The sequence below is a fragment of the Priestia sp. SIMBA_032 genome (assembly GCF_046535215.1).
Taxonomy (GTDB): Bacteria; Bacillota; Bacilli; order Bacillales; family Bacillaceae_H; genus Priestia; species Priestia aryabhattai.
This window is the reverse complement of record NZ_JAWRXD010000912.1, coordinates 1-262: the sequence shown is the minus strand read 5'-3', so window position 1 is coordinate 262 and position 262 is coordinate 1. Positions and strand designations below refer to the sequence as shown.

Annotated in this window: 1 protein-coding gene; it reads right to left on the bottom strand. The window is 35.9% G+C overall.

Features of this window, described 5'->3' with window-relative positions; genetic code table 11:
• Positions 1 to 148, bottom strand: a 148-nt coding sequence (locus SB717_RS36980) for an aldo/keto reductase (protein ID WP_410908066.1), incomplete at its 3' end; no start/stop codon positions are given.
• Positions 149 to 262 lie beyond the last annotated feature (114 nt).

Here is a 262-nt window from a genome sequence, read left to right as displayed (position 1 = left end):
CATAAAGTGGAGCTGTATCAAAGTAACGAACACCATTATCCCAAGCAGCATCCACTGTTGCGATTGCTTCTTCTTCTGGAATATTGCGGTACATATTACCTAGTGGTGCCGTACCAAAACCAAGTGTGCCTTTTAATAAATCTTTCATTTAAAATCTCCTCCTAAAATCTATTTAAAAATGATTAATGGATATCAATTAATGTGACAAGGGCTGACCGATCAAAGCACGATAGTTATGAAAGATAACGTATATGCTTTTTAG